The organism is Brucella haematophila (assembly GCF_005938105.1).
GTDB lineage: Bacteria > Pseudomonadota > Alphaproteobacteria > Rhizobiales > Rhizobiaceae > Brucella > Brucella haematophila.
Window position 1 is genome coordinate 53,583 of sequence record NZ_VCPE01000015.1, and the last position, 24,625, is coordinate 78,207.

Sequence of the window (24,625 nt, forward strand, 5' to 3'; positions counted from 1 at the left end):
GGTCATTTCCTCACCTGAAGCAAACGTTCGATTCCCAAAGCGACGATCAACACCGCGCCAAGCATCAAGGTCTGAAATTTACTGTCTATCTGAAGCAGGTTCATCGCGTTGCCGATCACCGTCAGGAACAGTGCTGCTAGAACAACAAGTTCCGCTCGCCCTACCCCGCCACGCAGTGACACGCCCCCAATAACAGCAGCGGCGATTGTTTCCATGGCCAGCGTACTACCGATAGTAGCCTGCCCTGAACCAAGCCTAGCTGTCATCAGAAAGCCCGTCAGAGCCGCGAGAACACTGGCAAGCACATAAGTGGATACAATCACACGCTTGACCTTGATGCCGGAAAGAAGTGCTGAACGGGGATCACTTCCAACCGCATAAATATGACGTCCGAAAGCAGTATGGCGCTGCATCACGACACAAAGTACCGCAACGGCGAGAACGATGATCATGATCACTGGTATATTCATGATCTGATTTCGACCGACGCCTTTGATATAACCGTCGAACACGCCGTAAACGGGAATACCTTGCGTGAAATAGAGAGCAACGCCCATGATGATGGAGGTTACCGCCAGCGTCACCATGAAAGGCGAAATGTTAAAGGTCGCAACAAGCGCACCATTAATAAGCCCCACCAGTCCACCGAGTGCAAGTACGGCCAATAATGCGAGCAATGTTACGTAGAGTTCCATTCCCGGGAACAGGGGGCCAACAACGAGCATGATCGTGGCCGTAACCAATGTTCCACCGGCAACGACAGCACCAACCGAGAGATCGAAGCCGCCGATTGTCATGACGAGCATCTGTGCGAGAGCAGGCAGCGCCAGAAATGAGAAATTTCTCATGACGTTGATCAGATTGAGCCGGTTCAAAAAGCTCGGCGCTATCAGCGAGGTAATGATCAGGGACAAAGCCAGGAACGTAAACACGATACCGCCACTGGCGATAAATCGTTGAAGAAAATGCGGCCCGCTATGAGGGGCAGCGTGTCGGGCGACGGTGTCCGTCATGCTATCAGTTCCTTCCCGGCGCTTTCCCCAAAATAGTGAGACAATACGCTCGCTTCGGATTTTTCATTTTCCTGGATTTCCGCCATGACTCGCCCCTCATGCATGACGTAAATGCGTGTCGACAGATTGATCAGCTCGGGCAATTCCGAAGTGGAGACAATGACGCAAGCACCGCCCTCTACGAGACGCTTAATGTATCGGTAGACATCGGCCTTGGCGCCCACATCGATCCCCACAGTGGGCTCGTCAAAAATATAGACGTCGAAGTCCTTCATCAAACCGCGTGCCAGCATGATTTTCTGCTGGTTTCCACCCGAAAATGCTCGGGCACGCCTTTCGGGATCGAAGGGGCTAAGCGCCAGTTCCTTTAGCGGACTAGCGACCACTGACGCTTCTTTCCTGTGTTTGAAGAAGGGACCAATGGAAAGGCTTGGCAGGTTTAAGCCAGCCATAGTCACATTCTCACGGGCGGGCCGGATCAAAGCCAGTCCTTCCTCACCGCGGTCAGCAGGGAAATAGCAAAGATGGTTGTTCAGCATGACTGGAGGCGTCGGACGCTCTACGAGCTTGCCATGGAGTTCAATGCGTCCTGACGATATCGTCTCAAGGCCAAAGATGGCGCGACACAATTCCGAACGCCCGCAGCCAACCAAACCGGCAAGACCAACAACCTCACCCGCTCGTGCATAAATGCTGGCATCGACGACTGCACCGTTTTCAACGGAAAGCTTGTCGATCTTCAGAGCAACTTCGGTCGGACTGGTTGTGATCTTTGGAAACAGCTCCGAGACCGGACGCCCGATCATCATCTCGATCAAACCTTCGTCACTGATCTCCCCGGTATTCACAGTGCCGATATATTTACCGCCACGCAGAACCGTCACGCGATCAGAGAGATTACGCAGTTCCGCCATGCGATGGGATACGTAGATGATACCGACGCCCTTTTCCTTCAATCGCCGGATGGTGCGGAACAGCTTTTCCGCCTCACCATCGGTTAGCGATGCTGTCGGCTCATCAAGGATGAGAATTTTAGGGCAAAGCCGAAGCGCTTTGGCAATCTCGATCATTTGCCGCTGAGCGCGCGAAAGATGCCCGACCATTGCGTCCAGCGGGACATGAAACTCCAGCTCATCCAGCAATCGCTGTGCTTCGGCTCGCATCGCCGCTTTTTTGAGGAAAAGCCTGCCGCTCTTTTCGCGTGCCAAAAACAGGTTTTCCAGTACCGTCAAATCCGGAACAAGGCTGAACTCCTGAAACACCGACGCGATGCCAAGCTCGCGCGCAAGTGCCGGGTTCATTTTGTTGTAGGTCTTTCCATTCACCGTCAGCTCACCCGCCGACGGCTCGAAAGTTCCAACGATCAAATTGATGAGCGTCGACTTTCCCGCACCATTCTCACCGAGAAGCGCATGGACCTCGCCAGGCTTCAGGTGCAGCTCAACGTTGCTCAACGCGGCAATGTTGCGGAAATTCTTTGTCAGCCCTTTGATGTGAAGCATGTTCATTCCCGATCAATGATCCCCGCCCGGCCTCTTTCGAGGCCAGACGACGTCGCATTGTTGAAAGGCGAAACTGCCTGAAAACGCAGCCTACTTGGCGTTGACCGAAAATACCGGACGCGTATTGGCTGGAGCGAAGATCTGCGTCGTATCAAAACTGTCGATATTGTCCTTCGTGACAATACCCGGAGAAACGAGCAGCACCTTCTCGTGCGGTTTCTTTTCAAGGGCGCGAACTGCAAGATCAACGCCAATGCGACCCATCATGACCGGATATTCAGTTGCAAAGGCAACAACTTTTCCGCTCTTGACCGCATCCAGCATCGTCTGGTTTTCATAGGAGGAAACGATCATCACATCGTCACGCCCGGCATCTTCCACAGCGCCAATTGCAGCTTCGGCAGTTGGGGCCCCACCCCAGATCACGTTCATATCGGGATAGGTCTGCAACGCATCTTCTACCAGACGCAGCTGAGCTGGAACGCTGGCTTCGCCGAACTGCTCCGCCAGCAACTTGATATTGCCTTCTTTGACGGAATCCCGGAAGCCGCCCATATAGGTTTCCGCCCATCCAGAACCCTGAGGTCCGGGGAAACCGACTGCTTTTCCTTCCTTGTCGCCAAGAAGTTTCTTGGCATACTCGCCGGTCTGATAGCCCTTCTGATAGAAGTCCGGTGTGACGCGGGCAGTAATCGGCGTTTCGAGAATGGGGTTCGCCACAGCGATATTGACGATACCCTTGTTCATGCCTTCAGTGATCTTCGCAGCGACGCCCGCTTCCGAGATTGGCGAAATCAAAATGGCATCCGCGCCAGCCGCGACGCAATCGTCATATTGCGAGATTTGCTTGGGAAGCGATGTGTAGCCGCCAGCCTGATAGATCGTCAGATTGACGCCCAGACGCTTGGCTTCCTCTACCATGCCGTAGTTGACCGACACCCAGTAGCCATCCTGAATATGAGGATAGAGAACGCACAGGTTCCAGGGCTTTTCTGCCTTCTCCAGCGGCGTATATTCAATTTCAGAGACCGACTTCAAATCACCGTCCTTTGCGGACTGGATCTTGAAGGGCCACCATTTTCCGGATCCATCTGCAGCAAGTGCGGTTGCCGAAAACGAGACAGCCAGCGCCAGTATGGACGAGCCAATAGCATATTTCAGATTCATATCGAGACGAGCTCCCATTTTGCCCTCTGCGGTTGATTTCGTGAGGCGATTTTGCCTTCTTTTATTCGTTAACGCTTATATAGATTGACCACCCTGTCAATGAGATTGGATACATTATGTTCTATTTTTTCTCATTTAACGTCTTATAATCTACTTATAAGCTTCAAATGTATCCAATCACATTTTAATGCATGACGCCACCGGGCTATTAAAGCCCGGTGCGCTCGTTCGGATTTTTGCCTTTAAGAGCGACCGATTGCGGTCAGTGTTTCATCCAACGACTTCTTCGTTGCCGCGACGACATCATCGACCTGCGCAGGCGTGATGATCATGGGCGGGCAAAACGCAATCGCATCGGCCATGTTGCGCGTAATGACGCCATTGCCGAACATCGCCGCATTGGCGAGACCACCCAGTGTGCCGACTTTCTCGTGCGGCGCCTTGGTTGCCTTGTCACCGACCAGTTCAAGCGCAGCAATGAGACCAACGCCACGCACTTCGCCAACCAGCGGGTGATCGGCCAGTTCACGCAGGCGCTTTTGCATATAGGCACCGGTTTCCCGCGCATTGGTCACCAGATCGCGCTCTTCGATGATCTTGAGGTTTTCGACCGCAACGGCGGCTGCAACCGGATGACCCGAGCCCGTATAGCCATGACCGAATACACCAAGGCGTGCACTTTCATCCGCCACCGGCTGATAGACGCGGTCATTGAACATGAAGGCCGAGATCGGCAGATAGGACGACGAAATCTGCTTCGACAGCGTCATGATATCCGGCTTCATATTGAAGGTCTGCGAGCCGAACATATTGCCGGTACGGCCAAAGCCGCAGATCACTTCGTCGGCGATCAGCAGAATATCGTATTTGTTCAACACGGCCTGGATCTTTTCCCAGTAACCTTCCGGCGGAACGACGACACCGCCTGCCCCCATCACCGGCTCGCCAATGAAGGCTGCTACTGTTTCCGGACCCTCGGCGAGGATCATGTCTTCCAGATCCTTGGCAAGACGCGTGGTGAATTCATCGACTGTCTCGCCCGGCAGTGCATCACGGTAATAATGCGGGCAGGTCGTATGCAGGAAACCCGGCAGCGGCAGATTGAACGAATTGTGATTAACCGGCAGGCCGGTGGCGCTGGCCGACGCAATCGTCACGCCATGATAGCCACGTTTGCGGCCGATGATCTTGGTGCGCTGAGGTTGACCCATGGCATTGGCGCGGAACCACAGCATCTTGATGATGGTGTCATTGGCTTCCGAGCCGGAATTGGTGAAATAGACCTTGCTCATCGGAACCGGCGCGATGCTGATCAGCTTTTCGGCCAATTCGATGACCGGAGGATGCGACCGGTGCGTGAAAGTGTGCGAATAAGGCAGCTTCAACATCTGCTTGTGTGCAGCATCCGCCAGACGCTTTTCGGAAAAGCCGACGCCGACACTCCAAAGGCCCGCCATCGCCTCGATGTAACGCTTGCCGTTATTATCTTCGACGTAGATGCCATCACCCTTTTCGATCACCACCGGACCGATTTCTTCGTGACGGCGCGCATTGGTGTTCGAATGAAAATGATAGGCAATATCGCGAGCTTCAACGGAATTAGGCTGTCTCGTCATGTAATTCCCCTTTCAAAGCCGGTGGACCGGCTATTACGGCCTCTTATTTCCAGATGCAGCCCATGACAGCGAAGCTTATGCTGTAGCCACACGAAACCGTGGAGGCTGATCGTCCTTTAAAAGAAGCTATAGATAACTTCACCTTCGTGCAACATATTTGATGCATCAAACTACAAATATGATAAAAGACCATATTGAATGTCAGTGGAGAGCGCACGCATGCACAAAATTGCTGAATTGCAGACCCTGGTGCACGAGAACCTAGGCGATGTCGTTTATCGCAAACTCTCGGAAGCCTTGATGCGTGGCAAGTTTGCCCCCGGTACGCGGCTTACCATTCGCGAGCTGGCAGCTTCGCTGGGCACATCGGTCACGCCGGTTCGCGATGCACTGCTTCGGCTCATTCAGGACAATGCCCTCATCCAGAAAACTCCGCGCGATGTGCGTGTACCGATCCTGACGCCGGAACGCTATTGCGAAATACGCGATATCAGGGTGCGACTGGAAGGATTGGCGGTCAGCCGCGCCGCCGTTGCCGCGACACCCGAAGACATTGCCCGGCTCTGGTCCATTATCAACGATAATGAGATCGCCATTAAAGAGCAGCGCTGGGAAGATGCTCTGGAGTGCAACCAGATTTTCCACTCGGCTTTTGCAGAAATTGCACGGATGCCATCGCTGATTACAATCCTCGGAACCCTTTGGCTTCAGATGGGTCCATTGATTGCAGGCATATATGAGTATGGTGGCCGTCACATGATTGAAGACCACTATATCGTCGTGAAAGCAATCGAAGCACGAGATGCAGATGCGGCCGAGGCGGCGCTCGCCAAAGATATTCTTGACGCCAGCGAGCTTATTCTCGAAAGAATTGCGGCTCTTTTGCAGGAGTAGTGTTGAACAGCCACACTGATACGATCGGCTTCCGCGCAACTATCAGACCTGCTGATAAAGAACCTGTACTCAGCCGCAATTATGAAAATGCGACAGGAATGCCTGTGGCGCAGGCTGTTGCAGATTATCGATCATATCACACGCCGGTCGCTACTCGACGATAACGCCATCACGCATGAACATGACACGGTCGGCGACATCCCGGACCGCAATGAGAAGCCATGACTTGAGCAATTACAATGCCGCTTTCTTGCTCTGTATGTAGCCCTCGCCCCATTCCTTCATAGCCAATAGCACTGGCGTCAGAGTCTCGCCGAACGGCGTGAGGGTATACTCAACGCGAGGCGGGACTTCCGCGAATACTTCCCTGCTGATCACACCGCTTTCTTCAAGTTCACGAAGCTGCAATGTGAGTGAGCGCTGCGTGATGCCACCGATCAAGCGCCGCAATTCACCAAATCGTTTCGTCCCATCACCAAGATAATGGATGATGATTGGCTTCCATTTCCCGCCCGCCACATGCACTGTCGCCTCTACGGCACATCGATAGGCTCTGTCTGGCATCGCGGATAACTCCATTAGTATACTTTGTTACCTTACATATAAAAAATGTGCCTTCTTGCGCAAGAGCCTGCATGCAGTGATTTTGCATGTATAGCTTCGTCGTCGACGAGCATGTTTGAAATCGCAACAAGAGATATTCCAATGAAAGCTGCTTATTATGATCGCCAGGGCAACGCCCGGGAGGTGCTCGCAATCGGTGAAGTGGAAACCCCGCGTCCCGGCCCAAGCGAGGTTAGTGTTGTAATTCATGTGTCCGGCGTCAATCCAACCGACATTAAGGCCCGTATCGGTTTTTCGGCGACCATGCCCCATCCCAGAATCATCCCACATCAAGATGGCGCGGGCATTATCGATGCTATCGGAGATGGCGTTTCGCCGGATCGGCTTGGGGAACGCGTCTGGGTTTTTGAGGCACAGTCCGGGCGGGCCAGCGGAACTGCCGCAGAATATGTGGTGGTTCCCGCTTCAAATGCCGTTCCACTGCCGGATAATGTTCCGTTTGAAATTGGCGCAAGCCTGGGAATTCCCGCCCTGACGGCGCATCGATGTCTGTTTGCCGATGGAGACATAAAGGGAAAGCGCGTTCTCATTCACGGAGGTGCGGGCGTGGTCGGGATGGCCGCGATTCTGCTTGCAAAATGGGCAGGTGCATGGGTGGCAACCACAGTGCTCTCCGATAGTCATCTTGAGATTGCCAAAGCTGCTGGCGCAGATCTCGTCATCAACCTGATGCGCGAGGATGTTCCTTCCATCATTCAAGCCCACACCGATCATCACGGCGTAGATCGCATTGTTGACGTCAACCTGAAAGCCAATCTGGAAATCGACATGGCGTGTCTCGCACAGGGCGGCGTCATCAGTTCCTACGCCACGGGACAGGCAACGGATGAAATCGAGCTTCCCTTACTCAAAGCGATGGTCGGCGGATGCGTCTTCCGCTTCGTCTACATCTATAATGTCGGCGCCGATGCAAAGCGCATCGCTATAGAAGCAATAAACGCCTGTCTCGCATCCGGGGTATACAACCCCAAAATCGCCATGCAGGTGCCGCTTGAACAAATCGCTGCTGCACATGAAGCATTGGAGGCGGGCACGACCGTCGGCAAAGTTCTGGTCCGGATTTAACCACGCTAACATGGCAGGCATTCTAAGCCTGCCATTCGCCCCTGAAACGCCAAGCTGAATTCGCTAATCCAAGAATGTGCTAATTAGGAAATGAATGCTCTCAATATATGTTCCGTGAGCAAGCGAAGATCGACCCATGATTCTCGCCCCAGTGGAAGTCCACGCGAGTTCCACAAAAAAGCGCTGGACGCCGCCGTGCTTTTTTTCCGCGAGCATGGTTTCCATGACGCCTCGCTTGCGGATATTGGCGCAGCAATGCAACCAGTCAGGAGAAGCTTGAGGCAGCTTTAACTTTCCTTGCTGAAACCACCTACGGCGCAGAAGGAAAAATCGGATGCATGGTGGTTGGCGCTGCCACGGATATTTCCACCTTTGATACGGAGTTATCGGTGCGTGTAACGGCTGCGGCCGACTGGATGGAAGGACTGTTTGTCGAATTGATCAAGGCAGGGCGAGCCGATGGATCAATCTCTGAAACGATAGATACAGCGACTACAGCACGCACTTTTCGGTGTTTGACACAAGGGTTAGGCGTCGTCCGGAAAACTGGGCGCACCTGCTCAGAAATGATGACCACAGTCCAACAAGCTATGAAGCTGGTACCGGCCAACCGGCTTTAAGGCGGCTTTCTATCGTGACTATTTAGGAACAAGCATTCCCTAGTTATTCAATTTGACACACAATGGAAACGCTCAATCCAAGCCACCTGAAGGCAGACACTGTCGAATTCTTGTCGGCCGTCACTCTTTCAACCGACAGGGCCAACGCCGCCAGCAAACGGCATTCACATGCACTATGCGACAACCGGCGAAGGGGTGGTGCTTGAAGGCTGCGGCCACTATCTGCCGGATGAATGTCATGCGGAATACTCCAAAGCCATTTCCAATTTTTGGCGAGACAACCCTGTTAGGTAGTTCGAAAGAAATGCCGTCGCGGCAATAAAGCTTAGCGACGGCGTTTCAGCGTCGATGGCCCTTCAATGAAGGCCGTTTTCATGAAGGTGGTCAGCCCTCCCGCAAGGTTGCTATCTTAGCCGGTTGAGATTGGTTGCACGCAGCAATGCTTCGAGGCGCTTTTCACCCTCTCGCGTTTGCGCACCATCGCGCAGACCGCCGCGGATCAACTGTTCCGCCGCGGGACGGATGAACAAATCTGCCCACGCTTGATTTTCGGTTGCCAGACCAGCCAGCAAATCTGCCGGAGGTAGCACTTTCTTCGCGGCTTCGATAACCCCTTCGGGCAAAGCGGCGATATTCTTTGCGAGCGTTTCCACGAATGTGTCGATCTGGTCGGCAGACAGAGCACGGTTGATCCAACCGTAACGTTCGGCTGTTTCAGCATCGAACAGATCCGCCCCCAGAACTGCTTCAAGCGCACGATTGCGGCCTAACCGATGCCCGAGATACTGCGTCGCCGCGCCTCCGGGGATGATGCCCATCAGCGCCTCGCATTGCGCAAGTCCCGCCCTGCCAATTTCGGCAAAGCACATATCCGCTGCCGCGACAAACTCCGCCCCGCCGCCCCGCGCCAGCCCCTTGAGCTTGACGATTGTTACTTGCGGCTGGTGGCGCAGCATCTCGGAAAAGGCCTGAAAGACATTCAGGCCCTCCGGCACATCTTTCGCAAGTGCATCGAAGGCCTTTGGCTCATCAATCAAAGTCATGTCCACATGGACAATGAAAAAATCGGGATTAGCGCTATCAAATACGATGGCCTTGACAGTGTCCTCGACCCGCATTGCTGTGAGAAAGCGCCGCAGCTCGGTCATAAGCTGCACATTGAGTACATTGACCGGAGGATTATCGAGCGTCACATGCGCGACGCCATCGGCAACAACAATTCGGATCGCAGAAAAATCGCCGTCCATAATGGTTCCTTTCATGGAAATCAGTTGCCGAGAAGGTATCTAATGGATATCTAGTGTCAATTACGCACCAAAAGCATCCCAGATATCCACGAGGATACCGATGACAAATGAGAGCGACCCGATTTACCGCGCCGACTGTCCGAGCCGGGAAATTCTCGACCAGATTGCCGACAAATGGTCGATGCTGGTGTTGCAGGTGCTTAACAACGAACCTCGGCGTTTCAACGCGATCAAGCGACGCCTGGAGGGCATCACTCAGCGGGTCCTGACCCAGACTTTGCGCAAGCTTGAACGCAATGGGATGGTCACGCGGCGGATATTACCCGGTCCACCACTGGGTGTTGAATATGCCCTGACCCCTTTGGGGCGCTCGCTGCAGGCGCCCTTCGCGAGCCTTTATCACTGGACAGTGGAGCACATGGATACAATCCAGCAACGCCAATCCGAGTTCGATAAACGCTCGTGACTTCCTTCGCGGTAGTTGCAGTGTTTTGCGCTAAAAGTGTTGACTGACAAGCGCTGTACCCAATCTCATCAGAAGAACGGCGCTACACGTCTTTGGCACGAGCCAACTCGATCTATCGCCGCTCAACCGACCAAAAGCGAATGAGGCAATGGCGGCTGGCACGACATCACCTCCTGAGAAAATCAGGTTCACCACAACGCCCAGAACAAGGAACTGGAGCCGGAGTGGGATTTCGGCTGTGGGTTTTACAAATTGCGACAGAAGGGTCGCAAAAATAGCGCGTCTGGCCGGGCCACGCTGGACTTATCGTTCAATCAGAACGCACATTCTGATTGCGGCTGCGCTCCTGTGTCAGTTCAGCAGTGGTCTGGCCGAGCCGCTTCGCCAATTCCCGCATGATCGTGACCGCCATTTCCGGGTAATCGCTGAGGATTTTCGTGAAATGCTCCTTGCTGATGCGCAAGGTTTCCAGCGGTGTCACCGCCCTCACCGTGGCGGTGCGTCCCATATCGCACAGAATGCCAATCTCACCGACAATGGAATTGGGCCGCGCTTCGGCAACCTTGATCGGCCCGCTGGGTGAATCGACCAGAATATCCGCGCCGCCCAAAAGGATCACATATGCAGCGTCAGACATGTCGCCCTGATGGAACAGTGTCTCACCGGGCTTGAAGGTCATGCGGTCGGAGGTGAAGGCGAGAAGCTTCAGCTTCGCTGGCTCTATACCGGCAAAGAACGGCATGCGCCGCAGCATTTCAACCTCATCCTTCAACAGCATCGATCTTCCCCTTCATCACGCTTTACGACAGCAATTCCTTGAGCGGTCCATCCTCCTCCATCAGCACCTCATAGGCACCATCCTGAACCACTCGCCCGTGATCAAACACGATAACGCGGTCGAAGTCTCTGGCGAGAGAAAAATTACTCAATGCCCATATTATCGCGGGTTTATGACCCTCTTTATGCAGTGAGTGCATAATATTTCCCGCGATCTGAATCTGGATGCGCTGATCCAGCGACGGCAACGGCCGATTGAACACCACATAATCGGCATGTTTGAGCAAAGCCCGAGCCATATTGATTTTCTGGCGCTGCACACTGGTCAGTCGCTTGCCACCCGAGCCGACATCAAAATCGAGGCCGATAATCAAGATGGTGCGCTGCTGGCCCAGATCCTCAAATAGATCGATGAGGATCGCCCGGATTTTATCCGACGCGTTCATCTGGCCGTAGCTGATCTTGCCGAACAGCAGATTATCGAGAAGCGTGGCATGCTTGATGAAGCGGTCCGGCTCATAGGGCTCGATCACCGCGCGCAGATCCTTCGGCGTATCTCGCAGGAAGCGGGTCCGCGCGTTGACAATCTTGGCCTTCAAAGTGTCGGTCAAAAGGCCGAAACGATGCCGCGGCTCTATATAAGCAAAGCTGAGACGCACAATGTTGACGCGATCATCGTCCGATACCGCATCGACGCTGAGGCCCTTCACCCGCTGCAAAAGCGTCTCGTAATCGGGAATATCTTCCGGCCTCATAAAGGTCAGTTGCTGGAAGAAAGGATGATCCGGCGGCAGATCGCGGAAAAGCTCGATAGCATTCTGCGCGATTTCGAGGCTCATAGCGTAAAGATCCGCAAGCAGGTCGTCCTCGCCGATCACCGCGCGGAAAAAGGGGTGTGCCGCCAGTTGCCGGATGGTCATAGAGGAGCGGTCGAGTACGCCGAACAACAGATTTTCACCCACCGTCGCCTGCGCATTATAGACATCCGGCTCGAAGGGTATGACGAGTTCGGCCATATCGCTGCCGTCAAGCCGCTGGCGCAGCGCCTGCCTGAGTTCCACGACGCGCTCTATGAATTCAGGATGAGCAACCGTATCGACCTTTGACAGAAGCGCTATATCGAAAATGTCATGGGTCACCATCACCGCATCAAGAACAGGGCGCACAATGGCATAAAGCTCGTCGCGCCCCTTAATGCCCATCGCAGCATAATCGACCCAGTCGCTATTGAGATCGAAATCGGGGTTTCGTGCACGGCGCGCCTCTGCGATTTGCCAGCGCCGCTTTACAGCGTCATCGCCCTCATAGGCGACCTTGGTCAGCGGGGCGTGTTTCAGCCCGTAGAGCAGATTGTCGCGTAGGGAACCACTGAAGAAATAACCGTCGCCCGATGCATAGGCGATGCGCCGCCCGGTGACGGATTCAGGTAATTCGAGAAGATCGTGACCGTCGATTGAGACCCGCCCGGCTGAGGGCCAGACGAGCCGACCGAGCAGTTCGGCAAACACATCGCTGCCACTGCCCGCAGGCCCGATCAACGCCACGGTTTCGGTCGGTTTCAACTCAATGCTGACATGTTCCAGAAGCGTTGCGCCGCTGTCATCCGGCACCGTGACATTGGTGACGACCAGCGGCTGGTCGAGCGGGGAAACTGTATCGTACTGGACGGACTGTACCTTCGGATCGATCAGATTATCGACGCTGAACTGCTCAACGACCTGAGCATATTTGACCTGCACATCCTGTCGGTTCTGGTCCCAGTCGATGAGTTCCTTGAGCGGACCAGGCAGGTCCTTGTAGGCGTTGATGACGGCGACGAGCTGGCCAATGTCGAGCCGACCCTGAAGCGCCAACAGGCCGCCGATCATGTAGAACAGAAACGGCGTGACCTGCGCCAGGAAATTATTGATGAACTTGACCAGAAATTTCCACTGGTAGAGATCATAACGGATTGTGAAGATGTGGCCCAGACGGTGGGCAATATCGGCGCGCTCGAAATTCGACGTGTCGTTGCTGTGGATAGCGTTGATGCCTTCGACGATCTCGCCGACGCGGCCCGAAAGCTCGCGCGCTGACAGCTGGCGCTGGCGCCCCAGTTCCAGCAATCGTTTGCGCATCCGGGGAATGATGATGCCCTGCGCGGCAACAATGATCGCGGCGATCATGCCGAGCCAGAAATTCTGCATCAGGATGAAGACCAGCGCCGTTACAGCCTGCCCCCCAAGAAGGGCCGGTTGTACAAAGGCATCACCGGTAAAGCCTCCGAGCGGCTCCACTTCATCCTTGATCATGGTGGCGATTTCTGCAGAACGCACCCGCTTGAAATGGAGGGGCGGAAACCGCAGCACCCGGTCCACCAGATCGAAGCGGATGCGGCGCAGCATCCGCTCCCCGAGCCTGCCCTTATAGGTATTGATGTAGAGCTTGAAGAGCCCGTTGATCACAACCAGCAGCAGGAACACCATGCTGAGGCCGATCAGCATCTGGACACGGGTAAGCTGCAAGCCACCGAAGAAGACCACCTCGCCCACGATCGGGAAATCATAGGTGATGCGCATGAAAGTCTGCGTAGCGCCCGGCTTCTCGAAACCTATGCCCTGAATGGGGCCATTGATGATCTGCTTGGGCAGATCGAATGACAGGAAATAGGGGATCATCGAAACGGCGACGACAAAGAGAATCCAGGCTTGCTGGGCGCGCGTCGTGGACCAGATATAGCGGGCTAGGTTTTTTTCCATGAAGTCCCGTTTTGAAATCGATGGCCCGCCGGGCCGTACTGCTATGGTGCCAACGCCGTCAATCGCTCTATATATACCTATGCATTTTGCGAAGCCTCCTCCGCTCTTGCCAGTATATTTCTAGTGCGTTTGCAGCAAAATGGAAGTATCTCGCGTCACATAAAGGCGGGATAAAAAGATTTCACGCAGCTACACGTTGCAGGCTGCCCGACGCCAGTGACCTTAACGACGGCGATATAGAAAATAGCGCTTTGCCGGGACGCTGTGCGGCACCGGCATTGGTGCCAATTCCGGATGATCAAGCGGCAGCCCGCTGGCCGCAATACCACCTTGTTTCAACAAGTGTACCACGGCATCGGGTAACCATGTCAGCGTCATGGCGTCCAGATCCTCATGGCCAGTGCCGATATCGGCATGCACAAGTGCGGCATCGATGCCGAAATAGTCACGAACCGTGTCCTTGATTTCACCCACCACGAGATTGTCGCTGTCAGGCGTCGAACTTTCGTAGGATTGCATCACGCGATCAAAGGCGATGATGCGGCGATCAAGGAACAACTCCCTGATATGATCATAAGTGCGGCCATTGCCAAGACCAAGTTCCATGATGTTGCCCGGGATCGCGCGCACATCGTCCGCAATGCTGTTCAGGATATCACGCTGGGCACAAAGACGGCGGATGAAACTGTCGAGACGACTCATAATTTATTATTCCTGCATGATAACCGCGACCGCATTCCTCAAAAATGCGGCGCGCTATGCCTTGACAATATTGTCGCCGCTGATGCCACGGCGTCCGAACGCATTTCGGGTGTCGACAATCAAAGGCGCCCAGTTGACCAGCGCCTGATAATCGATCTGATCGTGGTCAGTCGCAATCAGCACAGCGTCGAACTCTCTGACGGCTTCTTCGGTCAGTTCGACCGAGCTACGGCCACGCAGTTCGATATATTCGCGTGTTGACGGAATCGTCGGGACGAACGGATCGTGATAGGCCGTCGACCCTCCGCGAGCCTCAATCAGCTCGATAAGTTTCAGCGACGGGCTTTCACGAATGTCAGGCACATTCTTCTTATAGGCAAGTCCGATGATCAGGACACGCGAGCGGCTGACAGCCTTGCCGTGTCGGCGGTCGAGCGCCTCGGCCAGCCGGTCGACGACATGGCGCGGCATGGCAGAATTAATCTCTCCGGCAAGCTCGATAAAGCGCGTCGGCAGTTCGTATTCGCGCGACTTCCAGGTCAGGTAAAACGGATCGATAGGAATGCAGTGGCCGCCAAGTCCCGGCCCCGGATAGAACGGCATATAGCCGAACGGTTTGGTCTTGGCAGCCTCAATCACTTCCCAAATATCGATGCCCATGGCCTCATAGACGACCTTCAATTCGTTGACGAGAGCGATATTGACCGCTCTGAAAATGTTTTCCGTCAGCTTGACCGCCTCGGCGGTTGCGTTAGACGAGACTGGGACAACAGTTTTGACCGCTGCGCCGTAGAAGGCCGTCATGAGCCGGGATGCCTCCGGGCCATCGCCTGCCACAATCTTCGGAATGCTCGAAGTTTCGAAATCGCGGTTGCCGGGGTCTTCGCGTTCCGGTGAGAAGCCTAGGAAGAAATCCAGGCCCGAACGCAGCCCGGTCTTTTCCAGGATCGGCCGCACCACATCATTCGTGGTGCCGGGATAGGTGGTGGATTCCAGCACGATCAGCTGACCCGACTTCAACGTCCGGGCAATCGCATCGCAGGTCTTGACGACGAAGGACAGGTCTGGATCCCGCTGTTTGGTCAGCGGCGTCGGAACACAGATGATGATAATATCGCAATCGCCAAGGCTCGCGAAATCCGTCGTTGCGCGGAAACGGCCCTCGCCGACATGACGCCCTAGCAGCGCATCGGATACGGATTCTATATAGGATTTGCTATCGTCAATCATGACGATCTTGCCGGGGTCTATATCGAAGCCAATGACACGAAACCCGCTATTGGCAACGGTCATCGCCAGAGGCAGGCCAACATAGCCGAGGCCGATGACGCCCACGCGCGCCGAACGGTTAGCGATAGCCGTAAACAGGTTTCCGTGAAGCGGGGCAGAATCGGTCAAGATCATGGCTCTCCGGCAATTAAAGCGCATCCCGAAAAGTCTGGAACGGTTTTCTGACAAGATGCGCGTTAAAACAAAGCTTTAGAGCGCCTATCTGATTCAATCAGATCAAAACGCGCTCTAATGTTCTTCAGTGGCGGATTTGCAGGCTGCATGTCAAGCGCGCTGCCTGACGGCAACGGCACGTTCAGCGAAAATCCTTCCTATTTTACTTTGGTGAAACTGGCTTTGCGGCTATTACACGCTATATTAGTCGGCGTGATTTGCTGACGACACGCCATGAAACGGTTGATGGCTGGAAAGACTAAAAAGCGATGGATGTCCCCCGGGTTACGGTTTCTGAAACATTGCTCAGTCCAGTTTTATACTGGCTACAACAGTCCGCGCTGAACGGCGCAAGCCTCGAAACTCTGGCCGAAGGATTTTGCGACCAGCTCGCAGCGGCCGGTGTGCCGTTGATGCGCGTTCACTTGAGTTTTTCGATGTTGCACCCGCTCTATGACGCGCTCGGCTTCACTTGGGTCCGTGGCAAGGGCATGGAAATCGAAGGTTTTCGCGCTTCGGCCAGCGAGAAGGATACGGAGCGCTTTCTGAACAGCCCCTATTTCTATCTTCTCAGCAATAACCTCCCGCATCTGCATCGTGAGATCAACCCTTCTATACCATCGGAATTCGCGGTTTTCGATGAATTGAAGGAAATCGGTGCCACCGACTATCTCGCCTTTGTACACTCCTTCGGCGAGGGCGACAGTCAGGGTATGGTTGGTTCCTGGACGACAGATGTGCCGGGCGGCTTCGGTGATGACGTGGTCGAGACACTCCTGAAAATTCAGGACAGCCTTGCTATCGCGGCGAAGATGGCAGTGCTGGGCAAGCTGGCGGACAACGTGGTCACCACTTATCTCGGCAGCAATGCCGGCAAGCGCGTGTTGTCTGGCCAGATACGGCGAGGAGATGGGGAGACCATTCGCGCGGTACTCGTGATGGGCGACATGCGTCAATCGACCAATCTCGCCGACCAGGCTGGCAGGCAGGTTTATATCGATACCCTCAACGAGTTTTTCGACGCAATCGCGGCACCGTTCAACAAGAATGGCGGCGAAATTCTGAGTTTTATCGGAGATGGCTTCCTTGCCGCCTACCCTTGCGGACGTCATCGGGAACCGTCCGAGATTGCAGCCCGCGCGGCGATGGACGCAGTGCGGAAGGCCGCTGCGGCCATGACAGACATGAACAATGAGCGAAAGAGGAACGGCCTCGACGAAATTCGCTACGGGATGGGGCTGCATGTCGGCAACGTCATGTTCGGCAATGTGGGTCTCAAGGACCGGCTGACATTTTCCACCTTTGGCAGCGCGGTCAATGAAGTGGCCCGGCTGCAGGGGCTGACCAGGCTTTACCCCGACCATCCAATCATCGCCAGCGAGGCGTTCACCACCTATTCTGGTGGCAACTGGGTGATGCTTGGCGAGAAGAAACTGCGCGGTGTGCAGGAAAAGGTGACTATACTGGCGCCAGCCGCAGAAGACATGAAGTTGGGTAGCGTGGAGGCAACCGGCAAAAACAAGTCGGATGCAGGTTCGGAGGCCGAGCAGGTGATGCTGCTTTACCGCAATTCCCGCGAACAGAAAAAGCCCCGGAAACTTGAGGGGAACCTCATGCAATGATGAAGACTTGTGCCTTAGCGTTCCTTATATTCACTTCCTTTGTCAGAGTTCCAGCGAGTGCCGATCCATTGAGCCAAACCCTTTTCGACACTTTCGACGGTAACGATTTCTCACCCACAGGCGGCCTTTATTATCGCGACAATCGCGAACAAAAAGCCGGATCAGTCGAGTTCCAGAGCGCGGTCACGCGCACAGGAACCGGCGCGCTGAAACTGAGCGTGCGGTCCGGTTGCGAAGCGACAACAGAAAATTGCAGCGAACGGGCGGAAATCTGGGAAAAAACCGAGCTCCGTGTCCCCTATGACAAAGCGGTCTGGTACGGCTTTGCAGTCAAGTTTGCTGACCCCATACCCCAGGATGATCATCGCTACGTCATCGCCCAATGGAAGCGTGAAATTGGCCCTGAAGCGAAAGGCGACTTCAGCCCGTTTCTGGCGGTTCGGCTCAATAAGGGCAAGCTTTTCATGACGGTGGAAACGAATTATCACGCGCCCGTGTCCGCGGGAACGAAGGGCACAGCCGCAACATGCGAAAATGGCTCGACACCGGTCTGGTTGCGCCCGGAAACCAACCAGATGCGGGCGCTCGTCGCGACCGATAACAACTGGGTTTCCGAAGACGGCAACCTCTTCACGGCGTGCACCGACAAAATCACTGTCACACCGCGCGGCAACAGCCTTCCCTCTCCAACTTCCGGATGGATCGACTTTGCGATCATGACGAAACCCGGACCGGATGGAACCGGCCATATCGAGATTTTCGCCAATGACCTCTGGGTCGCGACAGTCACGGGTTATATCGGCCATAACGACGCTGGACTGGGCAAGAACCAGTATTTCAAATTCGGGCCATATCGTGCGGCCGGAACCGGCGAATGGTCGCTGTTCTATGATGATTTCCGCAGATCGGCCAACTGCAAGGACGTCCTTCGTAACAGCAACGCTTGTAGCCTCGTCAAGTAACCCCTTCCCGGCGGGAAGCATTTCCGGCGTTTATCTTTCCAATGTCGCATCGCGACTACTGGACCAGCGGAATCTAGTCATGGACACATTGGCATTCGTGCGCTAGCGTTCGTGTCGGGGTACCCGCACCGGAAACACGAAAACGTGAAGGCCTGCAAGCATGATCTCTGGTACGGATCTCTTGAGGATTGAAAATCTGAGCATTTCCTTCAGCCTGATGGGTGGGGAAATCATGGCTGTGAAAAAAGCGGATCTCCGTGTCCTGCCAGGCAAAGTCACGGCCCTGGTCGGTGAATCCGGTTCCGGAAAATCTGTTATAAGCCAGTCGGTTATGGGAATTCTGCCGCGTACCGCGTCTGCGAGCGGAAAGATACTTTTCCAAGACCCTGCTATGCCCGGCCAGCCGCCGGTCGACATTCTCAGCCTGCCGGTTGATGGTCCAGAAATACGAGCCTTGCGCGGCAGCCGTATCGGCAAGATTTTCCAGGAGCCGCTGACCTCGCTGTCGCCGCTCCACACGATCGGCAACCAGATTTCCGAAGTGCTGTCGATCCATACGAAAGATACAAAGGCCGAGCGGCGCGAACAGACTGAGCAAATGCTTGGCCTTGTCGGCTTTCAGAACCCGGCTCGTGCCTATGACAAATATCCGTTTGAGCTGTCCGGCGGCATGCGGCAGCGTGCCATGATTGCCATGGCGCTCATTTGCAAGCCATCACTGCTGATCGCCGACGAACCGACCACCGCGCTTGATGTCACCATTCAGGCACAGATTCTTGAATTGCTGGGCGAGTTACGTGCCAAGCTCAATATGGCAATGTTGCTCATCACCCACGATCTGGGCGTCGTTGCCAATGTCGCCGACGAGGTCGTCGTGATCTATCACGGTGAGATCATGGAATCCGGGCCCGTCGAAACGATTTTCCGCAAACCAGCCCACCCCTATCTCAAGGGGCTGATGGCCGCCGTACCGCATTTCGACATGAAGCCGGGCGAAAGACTGAAATCCCTGCGCGACGTGCCTGTTGATGTCACCAAGTTGATGGGGAAGAGCAAGGTCGTCAATGAGGACCGCAGCAATGTGCTGCTCTCCGTGCGCGACGTCTCCAAAACCTTCGCCGCTCGCAAAACCCTCTTTTCAAAAGATGACGGGCCGCCGACACGCGCGGTCAATGATGTCAGTTTCGATGTCTTGCGCGGCGAATGCTTCGGTCTGGTCGGCGAAAGCGGTTGTGGCAAGACCACGCTGAGCAAGATTCTGATGCGCGCCATTACACCAGATTCCGGCTCGGTGACATTCAACGGTAACACAGGCCCGATTGATGTCCTTGACGCCAGCGGCAACGAGCTGCAATCGCTGCGTACCAAGATCCAGATGGTGTTTCAGGATCCGGTATCGTCGCTGTCGCCGCGTATGACGATCCAGAATATTCTCAGCGAACCGCTGGAAATCCACGGACGCGGAAACGCCAAATCCCGGATGGACAAGGTATCCGACCTGATGGACGTCGTCGGCCTCAACCGGCGCTATCTTAAACGCTATCCACATGGTCTCTCCGGCGGCCAACGCCAGCGCGTCGGCATCGCGCGGTCCCTGGCGCTCGGCCCGGAACTCATCCTCTGTGATGAGCCGGTATCGGCGCTTGATGTGTCTGTGCAGGCGCAGATTCTCAACCTTCTCAAGGATTTGCAGAAGGAACTCGGGCTCACTTACATCTTCATTTCGCACAATCTGGCGGTGGTGGATTATATGGCAGACCGGATCGCCGTGATGTGTGCCGGGCGGATCGTTGAAATCGCTCCGCGCAGCACTTTGATGCGGTCACCTGTCCATCCCTATACGAAGTCGTTGCTTGCGGCGGTTCCATTTCCAGATCTCGACCGTCCACTCGATTTCGGCAAGCTGAGGGCCAGCGGCGCGTCCGACAAGCGCAACTGGGGCATCCAGTTCCGCAACGACGGACCGGAAGACATGTTGACACCGACCGATCTGGGCAATGGGCACCTTGTGCTCGCGCGCAGGTCAGCAGATGTGCGGGAGTTGAGACCTTGATCAACCGCCGCACTGCTCTGGGCATGCTTGCATCCTGTGTTCTGCCTGGTGTTTCGCAGGCGAGATCGTTTGACTGGAACTATTCCTTTCCGCAGCCGGGTGCTTTGGATCGGCTCGACACGGCCGACCGCCTGCCCAAAACGCCAAGGGTCATCAACATGGCAGCCCTTGGCCGAAAGCCCGGCGTCAATGGTGGCGTCATCCGGACATTGATCGGCAACCAGAAAGATATCCGGTTGATGACGCTTTACGGTTATTCCCGTCTGGTCGGCTACGATGAAAAGCTCAACATGCATGCGGATATTCTCGAAAGCTTCGAAGTGATCGAGGACAGGGCCTTCACGTTCAAAATCCGCCCCGGGCATCGCTGGTCGGATGGGTCCTATCTGACATCGGAGGATTTCCGCTATTGCTGGGAAGACGTGATGCTCAACACGGAGCTGAAGCGCGGCGGCCCGCCGCGGGTCCTGCTTGTGAATGAAAGGCCACCACGTTTCGAAGTCATCGACGAATTGACTGTCCGATATAGCTGGGATGCGCCCAATCCGGACTTTCTGCCGCAACTGGCTGCGCCACAGGCGCTGATGATCGTCCTGCCGTCAAAGTACATGAAGCAGTTTCACAAGAAGTATCAGGACAATTTTCGACTGTCGGCATTGATGAAGCAATACCGCGTCAAGAAATGGGTTGATCTTCACTTCAATATGGCGCGCAGCTATCGTCCCGAGAACCCGGAGCTGCCGACGCTTGATCCGTGGCGCAACACGACCGCGTCTCCAGCAGAACAGTTCGTTTTCGAGCGTAATCCCTATTTCCATCGTGTCGATGAAAACGGCCTGCAATTGCCCTATGTCGATAAAGTGATTCTGAACATCAGTTCTCCGGCGATCATTGCCGCCAAGACAGGCGCTGGCGAAAGCGACCTGCAGGCGTACGGTCTTGATTTTTCCGACTACGCCTTTTTGAAGGATTCCGAGAAGCGCTTTCCGGTCAAGGTCAATTTATGGAAGCGTACAGAGGGCTCGCGGGTGAGCCTGCTGCCCAACCTCAACTGCGGTGATGCCACCTGGCGGGCGCTGTTCTGGGATGTTCGAGTGCGCCGCGCGCTGTCGCTCGCAATCGACCGGACCGAAATCAACAAGGCAGTGTTCTACGGGCTTGCCGTTGACAGCGCAAACGCCATCCTGCCCGAAAGCCCGCTGTTCAAACCTGGATACAAGACTGCGTGGAGCGGGCACGACCCGGCCCAAGCGAACGCCCTGCTGGACGCCGCAGGCCTGCAAATGCGTGACGAGAACGGGATACGCCTGCTGCCCGACGGGCGCCCAGCAAAAATCGTGGTCGAGACTGCTGGCGAAAGCACGCTGGAGACAGATATCCTTGAGCTGATCACAGATCACTGGCTGGATGTGGGCATCGCGCTGTTCATCCGGACATCTCAGCGTGACGTGTTCCGCAGCCGGGCGATGGGGGGTGAAATCATGATGGCAATGTGGTCTGGGCTCGATAACGGTATCCCGACAGCCGACATGAACCCGGGCGAACTTGCCCCAACCTCGGACGACCAGCTGCAATGGCCGGTCTGGGGCATGTATTACATGTCGAATGGGATGAAGGGCCAGCCTCCGGAAATTCCCGAGGTGAAGCAGCTTATCGCGCTTCTTGCCCAATGGCGGGATACCAGTGACATGACAGAACGCACCGGCATCTGGACGCAGATGCTGGATATCTATTCACAGCAGGTATTTTCTATCGGCATCGTCAACAGCACGCCACAACCGATCTTGCGCGCAGACAGTCTCCGGAATGTGCCTGACGAGGGACTTTACGGCTTCGACCCGACCAGCTTTCTCGGAGTTTTTATGCCGGATGCGTTCTGGTATGGTAAGGATGCCTGACCATGCTGCGATACATCCTTTGGCGCATCGCAGCGATGATCCCCACACTAGTGATCATTTCAGCTCTGGTTTTCACCATCATAGAATTGCCGCCCGGCGACTACTTCGAAAGCTATGTGTCGGAACTTCGCGCCCAGGGTGAAGCCGTCGACATGCAGGAAATCGAGGAACTGCGCGTCCAGTATGGCTTTGATAAGCCGCCCGTGCTGCGCTATTTCCACTGGGTTGCAGGCATGCTGCAAGGCGATTTTGGCTATTCGTTCGAGTACCAGCTTCCCGTAAGCGAGGTGGTCGGCGACAGGCTGTGGCTGACGGTGATGGTGTCGTTCTTCACGATCATCTTCACCTGGCTGATCGCTTTCCCCATCGGCATCTATTCGGCGACGCATCAATATAGCTGGGCGGATTACGGGCTGACACTCATCGGCCTGCTTGGCATTGCGATTCCTAACTTCATGTTCGCGCTGATCTTGATGTATTTCGCCAATATCTGGTTCGGCACCTCCATTGGGCATCTCATGGACCAGAAATATCTGGCCGAACCCATGAGTTGGGCCAAGGCATCCTCAATCCTCTCTCATCTGTGGATTCCGGTATTGATCGTCGGCACTGCTGGCACCGCAGGCATGATCAGGCGTCTGCGCGCCAATCTTCTTGACGAACTGCAGAAGCAATATGTGGTGACGGCGCGCGCCAAGGGTTTGCACCCTTTCCGCGCATTGGTGAAATATCCCCTGCGCATGGCGCTCAACTTTTTCATCTCGGATATCGGCTCGATCCTGCCTGCGATCATTTCCGGCGCAGAAATCACGGCAATTGTTCTTTCGCTGGAGACGACGGGGCCGATGCTCATCAAGGCCTTGCAAAGTCAGGACATGTATCTTGCGGGTTCTTTCCTGATGTTCCTTGCGACATTGACGGTGATTGGCGTGCTGATCTCCGATATCGCGCTCGCCTTTCTCGATCCGCGCATCAGGCTGCAAGGCGGAAGCACAAAATGACATCACCGCTTCCAGAACCCGGCGCGCCGCTGCCTCACTTTGTCTCGACAAAGCCTTTTGATCCGCATTCGGTGGATGTCATGACCGAGGAGCAAAACCGGCTCTATCGGGCATCACAGCTGCAATTGATGTGGTGGAAATTCAAAAAGCACAAACTGGCGCTCGCCTCCGCAATTTTCCTCGGCGCGCTTTATGTGATGATCGCTTTTGTCGAGTTTCTGGCACCTTATAATCTCCATACACGCAACGTCGACTTCATCTATAGCCCCCCGCAGGCCATTCGCCTTTTTCACAACGGTGATTTCATCGGACCTTTCGTCTATGGGCGCAAGATGACGCTCGATATGGACACGCTTCGACGCGTCTACGTGGACCAGAAAGACCAGATCGAGCCGCTGCGGTTTTTCTGCTCGGGTGATCGCTATAAATTCTGGGGCGTGGTCGCAACGGATGTCCACCTTGTCTGCCCCGCGAAAGGTGGGCAGATGTTTCTTCTCGGCACTGACCGGCTCGGGCGCGACGTGCTGTCGCGCATTCTCTACGGCGCTCGCATTTCGCTTACAATCGGCGTGATCGGCATCGTCATCAGCTTTACGCTGGGAATTGTTATCGGCGGCCTTGCCGGTTACCATGGCGGAGTTTTCGACCTCATTGTCCAACGAATCATCGAAGTACTTCAGTCTATTCCCAGCATACCCTTGTGGATGGCCCTCGCCGCCATCATGCCTATTACATGGAGCCCAATGCTGATTTACCTCGGTATCACTGCCATCCTCGGACTGCTTGACTGGACGGGGTTGGCGCGCGCCGTGCGTTCCAAACTGCTTTCACTTCGTGAAGAAGATTATGTGCTCGCAGCCCAGTTGATGGGTGCAAATAGTCGCCGCATCATCGGGCGGCATCTCATTCCCGGCTTCATGTCGCACTTGATTGCGACAGCAACCATGTCTATTCCGGGCATGATCCTCGGTGAAACTGCGCTGAGCTTTCTCGGACTGGGACTGCGGCCACCTATCACAAGCTGGGGCATCCTTCTGACGGAAGCCCGCAGTGTAAGCGTGATCGTCTTTTACCCCTGGCTGCTGTTTCCGATCATTCCGGTTATTCTGGTGGTTCTGGCCTTCAATTTTCTGGGTGACGGTCTCCGTGACGTCGCTGATCCGTATAGTTGAGATGGATGTTCATATGCTGAAAAATTTCCCATATCACGGGTTG

At 55.0% G+C, this 24,625-nt stretch carries 20 protein-coding genes; 10 read left to right on the forward strand and 10 right to left on the reverse strand.

Going from position 1 to position 24,625, the window contains the following annotated elements; all coding sequences use genetic code 11:
• Nucleotides 1-2: 2 nt before the first annotated feature.
• The 4 genes from FGI60_RS20060 to FGI60_RS20075 form a co-directional block, all read right to left on the reverse strand.
• Nucleotides 3-1,013, reverse strand: a complete 1,011-nt coding sequence (locus tag FGI60_RS20060; RefSeq protein ID WP_138786691.1) for an ABC transporter permease — start codon at nt 1,011-1,013, stop codon at nt 3-5.
• Entirely contained in the window at nt 1,010-2,515 is a 1,506-nt protein-coding gene (locus FGI60_RS20065) for a sugar ABC transporter ATP-binding protein (RefSeq protein WP_138786692.1), read from the reverse strand. Before FGI60_RS20065 ends, FGI60_RS20060 begins: the two co-directional genes overlap by 4 nt.
• A 90-nt stretch (nt 2,516-2,605) precedes the next feature.
• The gene (gene torT, locus FGI60_RS20070; protein WP_235889873.1) at nt 2,606-3,700 is read right to left on the reverse strand and encodes a TMAO reductase system periplasmic protein TorT; all 1,095 of its coding nucleotides are present in this window, start codon (nt 3,698-3,700) and stop codon (nt 2,606-2,608) included.
• Between the two features lie 224 nt (nt 3,701-3,924).
• Nucleotides 3,925-5,298: an aspartate aminotransferase family protein gene (locus FGI60_RS20075; RefSeq protein ID WP_138786693.1), complete on the reverse strand. Its 1,374-nt coding sequence runs from the start codon at nt 5,296-5,298 to the stop codon at nt 3,925-3,927.
• A 219-nt stretch (nt 5,299-5,517) separates the two neighbouring features.
• Here FGI60_RS20075 and FGI60_RS20080 point away from each other — a divergent pair, with 219 nt between their 5' ends.
• Entirely contained in the window at nt 5,518-6,192 is a 675-nt protein-coding gene (locus tag FGI60_RS20080) for a GntR family transcriptional regulator (RefSeq protein WP_138786694.1), read from the forward strand.
• An 81-nt stretch (nt 6,193-6,273) separates the two neighbouring features.
• Nucleotides 6,274-6,417, forward strand: a complete 144-nt coding sequence (locus FGI60_RS26335) for a hypothetical protein (protein WP_171058816.1) — start codon at nt 6,274-6,276, stop codon at nt 6,415-6,417.
• Between the two features lie 9 nt (nt 6,418-6,426).
• On the opposite strand, the gene FGI60_RS20085 is transcribed toward FGI60_RS26335, so the two are convergent.
• Nucleotides 6,427-6,756, reverse strand: coding sequence for a winged helix-turn-helix transcriptional regulator (locus tag FGI60_RS20085; RefSeq protein ID WP_328592671.1), 330 nt, complete (start codon nt 6,754-6,756; stop codon nt 6,427-6,429).
• Between the two features lie 141 nt (nt 6,757-6,897).
• Between FGI60_RS20085 and FGI60_RS20090 the strand changes: the two genes are divergently transcribed.
• On the forward strand, nt 6,898-7,881 hold the full coding sequence (locus FGI60_RS20090; protein ID WP_138786696.1) for an NADPH:quinone reductase: 984 nt from the start codon (nt 6,898-6,900) through the stop codon (nt 7,879-7,881).
• A 1,024-nt stretch (nt 7,882-8,905) separates the two neighbouring features.
• Here the strand turns inward: FGI60_RS20090 and FGI60_RS20095 are convergent.
• Nucleotides 8,906-9,763 carry an enoyl-CoA hydratase/isomerase family protein gene (locus tag FGI60_RS20095; protein ID WP_235889874.1) on the reverse strand — a complete coding sequence of 286 codons (858 nt, stop codon included), beginning with the start codon at nt 9,761-9,763 and terminating at the stop codon, nt 8,906-8,908.
• 85 nt (nt 9,764-9,848) lie between these two features.
• Between FGI60_RS20095 and FGI60_RS20100 the strand changes: the two genes are divergently transcribed.
• Entirely contained in the window at nt 9,849-10,214 is a 366-nt protein-coding gene (locus tag FGI60_RS20100) for a winged helix-turn-helix transcriptional regulator (protein WP_138786697.1), read from the forward strand.
• A gap of 310 nt (nt 10,215-10,524) precedes the next feature.
• Here the strand turns inward: FGI60_RS20100 and FGI60_RS20105 are convergent, their stop codons facing one another.
• From FGI60_RS20105 to FGI60_RS20120, 4 genes are all read right to left on the reverse strand, one after another.
• A complete protein-coding gene (locus FGI60_RS20105) occupies nt 10,525-10,992 on the reverse strand; it encodes a cyclic nucleotide-binding domain-containing protein (protein WP_138786698.1) in 468 nt (155 codons plus the stop codon).
• 22 nt (nt 10,993-11,014) lie between these two features.
• A complete protein-coding gene (locus FGI60_RS20110) occupies nt 11,015-13,729 on the reverse strand; it encodes an ABC transporter ATP-binding protein (RefSeq protein ID WP_138786699.1) in 2,715 nt (904 codons plus the stop codon).
• Between the two features lie 222 nt (nt 13,730-13,951).
• Entirely contained in the window at nt 13,952-14,431 is a 480-nt protein-coding gene (locus tag FGI60_RS20115) for a class I SAM-dependent methyltransferase (RefSeq protein WP_138786700.1), read from the reverse strand.
• 54 nt (nt 14,432-14,485) lie between these two features.
• A complete protein-coding gene (locus FGI60_RS20120; protein WP_210238455.1) occupies nt 14,486-15,835 on the reverse strand; it encodes a nucleotide sugar dehydrogenase in 1,350 nt (449 codons plus the stop codon).
• 308 nt (nt 15,836-16,143) lie between these two features.
• On the opposite strand from FGI60_RS20120, the gene FGI60_RS20125 reads away from it, so the two are divergent.
• From FGI60_RS20125 to FGI60_RS20150, 6 genes are all read left to right on the forward strand, one after another.
• Nucleotides 16,144-17,496, forward strand: coding sequence for an adenylate/guanylate cyclase domain-containing protein (locus FGI60_RS20125; protein WP_138786702.1), 1,353 nt, complete (start codon nt 16,144-16,146; stop codon nt 17,494-17,496).
• Complete coding sequence (locus FGI60_RS20130) at nt 17,496-18,458, forward strand: polysaccharide lyase (RefSeq protein WP_374843718.1); 963 nt, start codon at nt 17,496-17,498, stop codon at nt 18,456-18,458. The genes FGI60_RS20125 and FGI60_RS20130 overlap by 1 nt, the downstream gene beginning before the upstream one ends.
• Before the next feature lie 160 nt (nt 18,459-18,618).
• Nucleotides 18,619-20,511: a dipeptide ABC transporter ATP-binding protein gene (locus FGI60_RS20135; protein ID WP_138786704.1), complete on the forward strand. Its 1,893-nt coding sequence runs from the start codon at nt 18,619-18,621 to the stop codon at nt 20,509-20,511.
• Nucleotides 20,508-22,409, forward strand: coding sequence for an ABC transporter substrate-binding protein (locus FGI60_RS20140; protein WP_235889875.1), 1,902 nt, complete (start codon nt 20,508-20,510; stop codon nt 22,407-22,409). Before FGI60_RS20135 ends, FGI60_RS20140 begins: the two co-directional genes overlap by 4 nt.
• Before the next feature lie 2 nt (nt 22,410-22,411).
• Complete coding sequence (locus FGI60_RS20145; protein WP_078340101.1) at nt 22,412-23,410, forward strand: ABC transporter permease; 999 nt, start codon at nt 22,412-22,414, stop codon at nt 23,408-23,410.
• The gene (locus FGI60_RS20150; protein ID WP_138786705.1) at nt 23,407-24,582 is read left to right on the forward strand and encodes an ABC transporter permease; all 1,176 of its coding nucleotides are present in this window, start codon (nt 23,407-23,409) and stop codon (nt 24,580-24,582) included. Before FGI60_RS20145 ends, FGI60_RS20150 begins: the two co-directional genes overlap by 4 nt.
• Nucleotides 24,583-24,625 lie beyond the last annotated feature (43 nt).